This window comes from Sphingobium sp. (assembly GCF_041987595.1).
In the GTDB taxonomy this organism is placed as follows: domain Bacteria; phylum Pseudomonadota; class Alphaproteobacteria; order Sphingomonadales; family Sphingomonadaceae; genus Sphingobium.
Genome location: NZ_JBHIWJ010000005.1, coordinates 83,646 through 91,573, shown reverse-complemented (window position 1 = coordinate 91,573; position 7,928 = coordinate 83,646). Strand labels below are relative to the sequence as shown.

At 59.9% G+C, this 7,928-nt stretch carries 6 protein-coding genes and 1 pseudogene; 4 read left to right on the top strand and 3 right to left on the bottom strand.

Going from position 1 to position 7,928, the window contains the following annotated elements; genetic code table 11:
- Nucleotides 1-589, top strand: a pseudogene (gene glnA / locus ACFC3J_RS02885) (glutamine synthetase); the annotation flags it as partial.
- Between the two features lie 341 nt (nucleotides 590-930).
- Here glnA and ACFC3J_RS02880 read toward each other — a convergent pair.
- Nucleotides 931-1,599, bottom strand: coding sequence for a histidine phosphotransferase family protein (locus tag ACFC3J_RS02880; RefSeq protein WP_375194708.1), 669 nt, complete (start codon nucleotides 1,597-1,599; stop codon nucleotides 931-933).
- Nucleotides 1,600-1,693: 94 nt separating this feature from the next.
- Nucleotides 1,694-2,095: a Mov34/MPN/PAD-1 family protein gene (locus ACFC3J_RS02875; protein WP_375194707.1), complete on the bottom strand. Its 402-nt coding sequence runs from the start codon at nucleotides 2,093-2,095 to the stop codon at nucleotides 1,694-1,696.
- A gap of 17 nt (nucleotides 2,096-2,112) precedes the next feature.
- Between ACFC3J_RS02875 and ACFC3J_RS02870 the strand changes: the two genes are divergently transcribed.
- From ACFC3J_RS02870 to mtgA, 3 genes are all read left to right on the top strand, one after another.
- Nucleotides 2,113-3,063, top strand: a complete 951-nt coding sequence (locus tag ACFC3J_RS02870) for an RluA family pseudouridine synthase (RefSeq protein ID WP_375194706.1) — start codon at nucleotides 2,113-2,115, stop codon at nucleotides 3,061-3,063.
- Nucleotides 3,064-3,138: 75 nt separating this feature from the next.
- Nucleotides 3,139-4,053 (top strand): RNA polymerase sigma factor RpoH, encoded by a 915-nt coding sequence (rpoH, locus tag ACFC3J_RS02865; protein ID WP_242122924.1) that lies wholly within the window; start codon nucleotides 3,139-3,141, stop codon nucleotides 4,051-4,053.
- A 257-nt stretch (nucleotides 4,054-4,310) separates the two neighbouring features.
- Complete coding sequence (gene mtgA / locus ACFC3J_RS02860) at nucleotides 4,311-5,006, top strand: monofunctional biosynthetic peptidoglycan transglycosylase (protein WP_375194705.1); 696 nt, start codon at nucleotides 4,311-4,313, stop codon at nucleotides 5,004-5,006.
- Nucleotides 5,007-5,058: 52 nt separating this feature from the next.
- Here the strand turns inward: mtgA and ACFC3J_RS02855 are convergent, their stop codons facing one another.
- Nucleotides 5,059-7,554 (bottom strand): TonB-dependent receptor, encoded by a 2,496-nt coding sequence (locus ACFC3J_RS02855; protein WP_375194704.1) that lies wholly within the window; start codon nucleotides 7,552-7,554, stop codon nucleotides 5,059-5,061.
- Nucleotides 7,555-7,928: the final 374 nt, after the last annotated feature.

Here is a 7,928-nt window from a genome sequence, read left to right as displayed (position 1 = left end):
GATCTGGGAAGGCGGCAAGCCGCTCTTCGCGGGCGAAGGCTATGCCGGCCTGTCGGAAACCTGCCTCTACTTCATCGGCGGCGTCATCAAGCACGCCAAGGCCCTGAACGCCTTCACCAACCCGACCACCAACAGCTACAAGCGTCTGGTGCCGGGCTTCGAAGCCCCGGTTCTGCTGGCCTATTCGGCTCGCAACCGTTCGGCTTCCTGCCGTATTCCTTACGGTGCGGGTGCCAAGGCGAAGCGCGTCGAGTTCCGCTTCCCCGACGCGATGGCCAACCCCTATCTCTGCTACGCCGCGCTGCTGATGGCCGGCCTCGACGGCATCGAGAACAAGATCCATCCGGGCGCCGCGATGGACAAGAATCTCTATGACCTGCCGCCGGAAGAGCTGAGCCAGGTGCCGACCGTTTGCGGTTCGCTGCGCGAAGCGCTGAACAGCCTGGAAGCCGATTACGAATTCCTGCTGAAGGGCGACGTCTTCACCAAGGACCAGATCGATGCCTATATCGAGCTGAAGTGGCCCGAAGTTTACCGTTGGGAAATGGCTCCCTCGCCGGTCGAATTCGACATGTACTACAGCGCCTGATTTTCAGGACTGCATGGAAAAGAGGCCCGGTTGCGCAAGCAGCCGGGCCTCTTTTTTTCTTGGATGAGGCTGATTAAATGAGCGGGAGAGCATCTTCTCAAAACCGCTTGTTAGGAATTTTCAGGTGACGAAAATTACGCGGAGGTTTGGAAAAAGCGCCGGTGGTCGCTGAGTTAAAATAAGTTACCGCTCTCAGGTCAAAGAGTCGCGACTATGAAAGCCAGGCACGACATTCTACTGTCTTACCAACCGCATGCGAAATCCGTCATCGACCGGCGGCTGCATAAGGGCTAGAAAATGCCCGGTACCTGTCAACTTGACTTCGATGTGCGTTGCGTCGCTTAGCGACCGTCCGGAATAGACGCGCCGAACAGCAGGACCAGCTCACCGGCAGGCGAAAGCGCAATCTCGCCCCCGGCGCTCGTCACCAGCGTCCGCACCATCCAGGCAGCAGACGTCCGCGAAGCCAGACCTTCCGGTGGCAAGGTGCCCGCCAGCGCCGCCCGCAAATCCGGGTCCAGCACCAGCTTCGGCCCTTCCGCCCGCACCACAATCTCGGTCACGCCCGGCCGCCGTTCCGCCCCGATGTCGAGCTGCCCGCCGCGCACCAGCGCATCCCCGGCGATCAGCGCCAGATTGAGCAGCACCTTCACCGGCAGCTTGTCGAGCATATCCTCCTCGACCATCCAGCCGATTTTCACCCGGCCCGTGGCAGCGAACATCCCTTCGATCGCTACGCGCGCCTCATGCGTGGGCACCGCGTCGCCAAAGCCGCCAGCCGAGCCGAACGCCAGACGGAAGAATTTGAGCTTGTTGGCGGAGGTCCTGGCGCTGTCGGCCAGCAGATCCAGACAGCGCTGCCGCATTTCCGGGTCCGTCTCGTCCGCCATCAGCTCAAGCCCGTTGTTGAGCGCACCCACCGGACTCAAAAGATCATGGCACAGACGCGAGCACAGCAGGCTGGCAAAATCGATGCTGCCGGTATCGATGCGATCTGTCGGATTGGTCATGAAGGTTCGCTGCCGCCGGAAAATGAACAGGAAGGAATAACAGGCTAATGCGCTGCCCCGCCGCATGATGCAACCCCGGCTTACCGCCTTTCGCTCACATGATGTCGAGCAAAGCTTCCTCGAATCGGACCTTTCCGGCCTCCCCCGCCGTCGCGATCCACAGCCGGGCCACGCCGCCCCCAGCTATCAGCCAGAGACTGCCATCGGCTGCGGCGCTGGCCGCATCCGTCGCGGAAGGCACCGGCACGCCGCTGGGATGGGAATGGTAGTGGCCAACGATCCGCTCTCCCCCTGCCCGCGCCGCGCGATGCGCCGCGATCAGCACCGCCGGGTCCAGCTCGAAATGCCGGGCCGGATCAGACGCGACGTTTGCAGCAGACCGAATCCCCGCGATCCGCCCGGCATCGCCCATCAGCAGCCCGCAAACCTCGTTGGGGTCTGCCGCGGCCTTGGACATGATTTGTTCCAAAAGAACCCTTGAAATTTGGACCTTCATTCCTACTTTCCTACGGAATGAATGCGGGGGTTTCCATCTTAGAAGCAGTGATTGGTGAAGCGCAGGATGGCATGCGGCTGGACAAGGCGCTGGCTGACCTGCTGCCTGAACTGTCACGCGAACGGCTGAAAAGCCTGATCGTCGATGGTCAGGTTACGACTGCCGGCCGATCGCTCAACCCTTCCATGAAGGTCGTGGCGGGGCAGGCTTTTGCGGTAACCCTACCGCCCCCGGTCGCGGCGGAGGCGGTGGCGCAGGACATTCCGCTGGTGATCGTCCATGAAGATGCCGACCTGATCGTTATCGACAAGCCCGCAGGCCTTGTCGTCCATCCAGCGGCAGGCAATCTGGACGGCACGTTGGTCAATGCACTGCTCCATCATTGTCAGGGCGCCCTGTCCGGCATCGGCGGCGTGGCGCGACCGGGGATCGTTCATCGCATAGACAAGGATACTTCCGGCCTCTTGGTCGTTGCCAAATCAGACCGTGCCCATGAGGGGCTGGCTCAGCAGTTCAAGGATCATAGCATCGATCGGCTCTATGCCGCGATCGTCTATGGCGTTCCCCAGCCTGGCGCCGGCATTGTCGAAACATGGATCGGCCGATCCGACGCCGATCGAAAGAAAATGGCCGTTCATCGGGAAGGACGCGGCAAATATGCCTTAACCCATTACCGAACGGTGCAGAAGCTGCGCGGCGCGGCTTTGGTGGAATGCAGACTGGAAACCGGGCGCACGCATCAGGTTCGCGTGCACATGGCGCATCTGGGGCACCCCTTGATCGGCGACCCGATTTACGGTAGAGAGAGAAAAGGTTTCAAATCGATACTGGAAACGCTGAGTTTCAAAAGGCAGGCATTGCACGCGAAAAGGCTGGGGTTCATACATCCTGTAACGGGTGAGGCACTCAGCTTCGACAGCCAGCTCCCTGCCGACATGCAGGAACTGTTAAGCGAGCTTCACGTATAGATTTGGATAAGTTTGCGACGGCGCTTTGAACGCCTCTTCTGGGTTCCGCCGCGCATGAAAGGGAAAGGTGACGACATGGCCGGAAAGACCAATGTCCCCGCGGTTCCTGCGCTGGGCGGTGAAGCCAGCCTCAACCGCTATCTGTCGGAAATCCGTAAGTTTCCGATTCTGACTCCCGAGCAGGAATATATGCTCGCGAAGCGTTATGCCGAACATGCAGATTCCGAGGCCGCAGCCCAGCTGGTGACGTCGCACCTGCGTCTCGTGGCGAAGATCGCCATGGGTTATCGCGGTTATGGCCTGCCCGTCAGCGAGCTGATTTCCGAAGGCAATATCGGCCTGATGCAGGGCGTAAAGAAATTCGAGCCGGATCGCGGCTTCCGCCTGGCGACTTACGCCATGTGGTGGATCCGCGCCTCGATCCAGGAATTCATCCTGCGCTCCTGGTCCCTCGTGAAAATGGGCACCACCGCTGCGCAGAAGAAGCTGTTTTTCAACCTGCGGCGGATGAAGAACAATATCGAAGCCTTCGAGGATGGCGACCTGCATCCTGACGACGTGGCCAAGATCGCAAAGGATCTGGGCGTTACGGAGGATGATGTCGTCTCCATGAACCGACGCATGGCAATGGGGGGCGATACCTCGCTCAACGTCCCGATGCGTGAGGACGGCGAGGGTCAGTGGCAGGATTGGCTGGCGGACACCGATCCGCTTCAGGACGAACGCGTCGCCGACCAACAGGAAAGCGAATTGCGCCACGATATGCTGGTTGAAGCGATGGACGACCTGAACGATCGGGAAAAGCACATTCTGGCCGAGCGTCGTTTGGCGGAAGAACCCAAGACTCTCGAGGAACTGTCTCAGGTCTATGGTGTGAGCCGGGAACGCGTTCGCCAGATCGAGGTTCGCGCCTTCGAGAAGCTGCAAAAGGCGATGATGCGCATCGCAGGCGACAAGCTGGGCAAGATCGCCCGCCTGGCTACAGCCTGACGGACTTGAGATGACGGCAAAAGGCCCCGGATTATTTCCGGGGCCTTTTTTGATCCTGTCACCCAGCCAACGATCGAGATGGGTGTCTTTACCATCTGCCAATAGCCGTTAACCCGGCATGGGATCTGAAGCCGTTTCGCGCCTCTCCTGAATTTCCGACTCAGGCCGTTCGACCGCCCATCAGATCGCTAAAATGAGCGAAAGTGACCAAACGCTCCCATACTTGAACCGGCCGGAGATCACGCTACCAAAGCGTCATGAACGCCAAGTCCTCTTCCCCTCGCCGCCGTTCGCGCTGGATCCGCCTTCTGCTGAAGATTGCTGGAGCCTTCGTCGCTCTTTCACTGCTGATGACAGTGATCTACCGCTTCGTCCCGCCGCCGGTCACCTGGACGATGCTGTTCGATCCCAATGGCATCACCAAGGACTGGATGAGCCTCGACGAGATGGACCCGGACATGGCCCGCGCCGCCATCGCGGCCGAGGACAGCCGCTTTTGCAGCCATCACGGCTTCGATGCCGTCGCCATCGCCCAGGCCATGCGTCACAATGCCAGCGGCGGGCGCATCCGCGGCGGCTCCACGATCAGTCAACAGACCGCAAAGAATGTGTTTCTGTTCCAAGGCGGCGGTTTCCTGCGCAAGGGGCTGGAGGCCTGGTTCACCCTGCTGATCGAAGCGATCTGGGGCAAGCGCCGGATTATGGAGGTGTATCTCAACGTCGCGGAGACAGGCATCGGCACCTATGGCGCGCAGGCGGGTGCGATCCGTTATTTCCATCACGGCGCCCAACGTCTGAGCCGCGCCGAGGCCGCCCGCCTCGCCGCCGTCCTGCCGCTCCCCAAGAAACGCGAGGCGATCGATCCCCACGGCTTCACCCGCCGCTACGGCAACAGCATCGCCGCTCGAATTGGTATCGTCCAGCGCGATGGGCTGGACAGCTGCCTGAAATAAGAAGGGGCGCGGAACTGGTCCGCGCCCCCTCCTTTTTGTCGACAGAAGCGCTTTAGAAACCGACGACCACCGACCCGATGAAGGTGCGCGGTGCGCCGATCTGGGCAAAGGTGATACTGGTGGTCGACAGCGTGCCGTCGAAACCACCGACATAGAATTTGTCGAACAGGTTGGTCACGTTGAGCTGCACGGCAACGCCCGGCGCGCCAAACTTCTCCAGCGAATAACGCGCGTCCAGATCGACCACAGTATAGGCCGGAGCCTTTGCGCCATAAACCTGGGTCAGCGCGCCGTTGATGGTCTGATAGACGGGCAGATTCTGATCGTTCACGTAACGCGGGCCGGTACGCTTGGCCTGTATGCCCAGACGGAAGCCCTCGATATCGCCCTGCACGCGGCCACCCAGAGTGTAGACCGGCGCGCCCGATTCCCGCTTGCCCGCCGTCTGACCGACAGTGGTGGCATCCAGCTGAACGTCGTCCTTGATCTCTGATTTGAGGTAGGAGCCGAAAGCGTAGAACATCAATTCGGGGATCGGCTGATAGGTTACGCTGCCATCCACGCCATATTTGTCGACACGGCCCAGATTGCGGTAGATGGTGACATTCAGGTCACGATCATAGGCCTGCGCCAGACGGTTGTGATAAATGGTGTACCAGCCCGACAGCTGCGCCTGCAATTTGCTGGTGCGATAGCGGACGCCCAGATCGAAATTGTCGGTCGTTTCCGGCTGCGGGTTCGCCCCTTCGGTATCCGGCGCGTAGAAGAAGCTGTTATACAGATTGTCCGTGCCCGGCACCTGCAAGCCCTTCGAATAGTTGGCGAAGAGGCTGGTGGCGCCGCTCAGATCGAAGACCACCCCTGCGTTGGGCAGCAGCTTGTCATATTTGAAGACGCGGCGCTGCGGCCCCTGAATGGTCGGATTGGCCGCAGCGTAGGCGGTTGACGCTGCATCGTCGCCAAAGCAACGCAGATTGCCGCCCGCCGTGGCGGTGAAGCAGTAATTGTTGAGGTCGCGCTTAAAGAAAGGCGCGCGCAGGCCAAGGTTCACGGTCAGCGCATCAAATTCGCCGCGATATTCGCCCGAAACCTGATGCAGGATCGCGTAGGACAGACGATTGCGCTTCTCGACCAGATTGCCGTTCACATCCGCGATCGGATCATCGATCGCAAAATATTCGGAGCCAAATCCGTCGGTGCGCAGATACGCCGCTTCGCCGGTCTGGCGGTGACGGCCGCGATCATAGCTGTAGGCGACGCGGATCGTATTGTCATCATTGATGTCGTAGCGCAGCGAGGCGATCAGGCCATAACGGTGCGTCTGCGTCTGGCTGGGCGTCAGGAGGCGGATGGTGTCCAGCGTATCGCCGTCGCCATTGAGGTCGCGCCCGAAATAATATTGCGTCGCGCTCGACGAACCCTGAATGAAGCCGACCTGACCGGCAAGACCCGAACTGGCCGGGGTGCGGCCTTCCGACGCAATGCTGGTGCCGCCGCCATTGGCCTTGGTATATTGATAGCTCGGATCGACCGTCAGGATCAGCCCGTCCGCCAGCGTGAAGCGCGAATTGATGCGGATATTGCCCGTGTCGGAAGGATTGTAGCGATATTCATAGTCGGAGCCGCACGCGCTGGCGACATCGGCGACGCCCGCTACAGGCGCCGGAATGGTGCAGCGAGCAGTCTCGTAGAAGCGCTCATCCTTGCTGGTCGGGAAACGATTGGCGCTGGAGCTGCCGACGACGCGGCCGCCATCGACGCGCAGCGGAACCGAGCCGAAGAAATTGTTGCGGTTCTCATTATAGTGACCGGCGATCGAGATGAAGTCGCCGTTGCTGCCGATCGGCTGATAGATTTTGGCATTATACTGCTGCTTGTCGATCTCGCCGATGCCACCATAGATGGCGTCGTTGGTCGCCCGGCTGGCCGAGAAGAAAGCCCGCGTGCCCCAAGGAGTAAAATTGCCGGTCTGCACCATGCCGAACAGGCGGAAGAAGCTGAAATCACCAACCGAAGCGACCATCTTAGCGCCAAACTCCTCGCTCGGCGTGATCGAACGATAGTTGACGGTCGAGCCGGTCGCAGCTGCAGTGGGGCTGTCGACGTCGGTGGTCCCGAGGTTGACGTTCACCTGCTCGATGATTTCCGGATCGAGTTGCTGGTTCGAATAAAGCGCATAGCCACCGGTGTCGTTCAGCGGCAGGCCGTCGAAAGTCTGGGAAATACGGCTGTCGTCAAACCCGCGGATGGTCAGCGTACCACCGGCCGAGCCGAAGGGATCGTTATTCTGGAAGCTGACGCCCGGCAGCTGGTTGATAACTTCGTTGATGCTCTGGCCCGGCGTCTGCGCCTGAATGAACTCAGCGCCCAATACCGCCTTGGCCTTGCTGGTATCGGGCAGCAGGACGCCGGCAACGCCCTTGTCGACGGTGGCGCCCGTCACCACAATCTCATTTTCAAAGTCGATCGAGCCAGTCGACTGCGCAAATGCAGCGGAAGGAGCAGCCACGACAATGAGCGCGGCGCTACACATAAGAAGCTGTTTCATTTGAATTTTGTCCCTTTTGAAGTTTGGAGCGTCGCGCCCGCTTTGTTCTGCTCTGTGGAGCTGGCACCGCCTGTGGCGGCCGATGGCGACGGCCCTGTGATGCTCTGATTACAGTTTTACTACAATATAACAGCAGTTCAGAGACAGCGGCCTGTCCATATCCAGCGATACGCCGGAGGAACCCCAAGGATTTCGACTAACACATTGCTTTTATTGCATTTTACGGAAACTTGTGAACCTGTTTAATGGTGGTGCAATTTTGCAACGCAGCAAAATTTTTTATGCAGAGGCGATAAGATACGAAAAAGGCCGGCAAATCTCGCCGGCCTTTCCGTCATTAACGCTGTTGCGGTGCACTAAATCAGGCGGCGTCT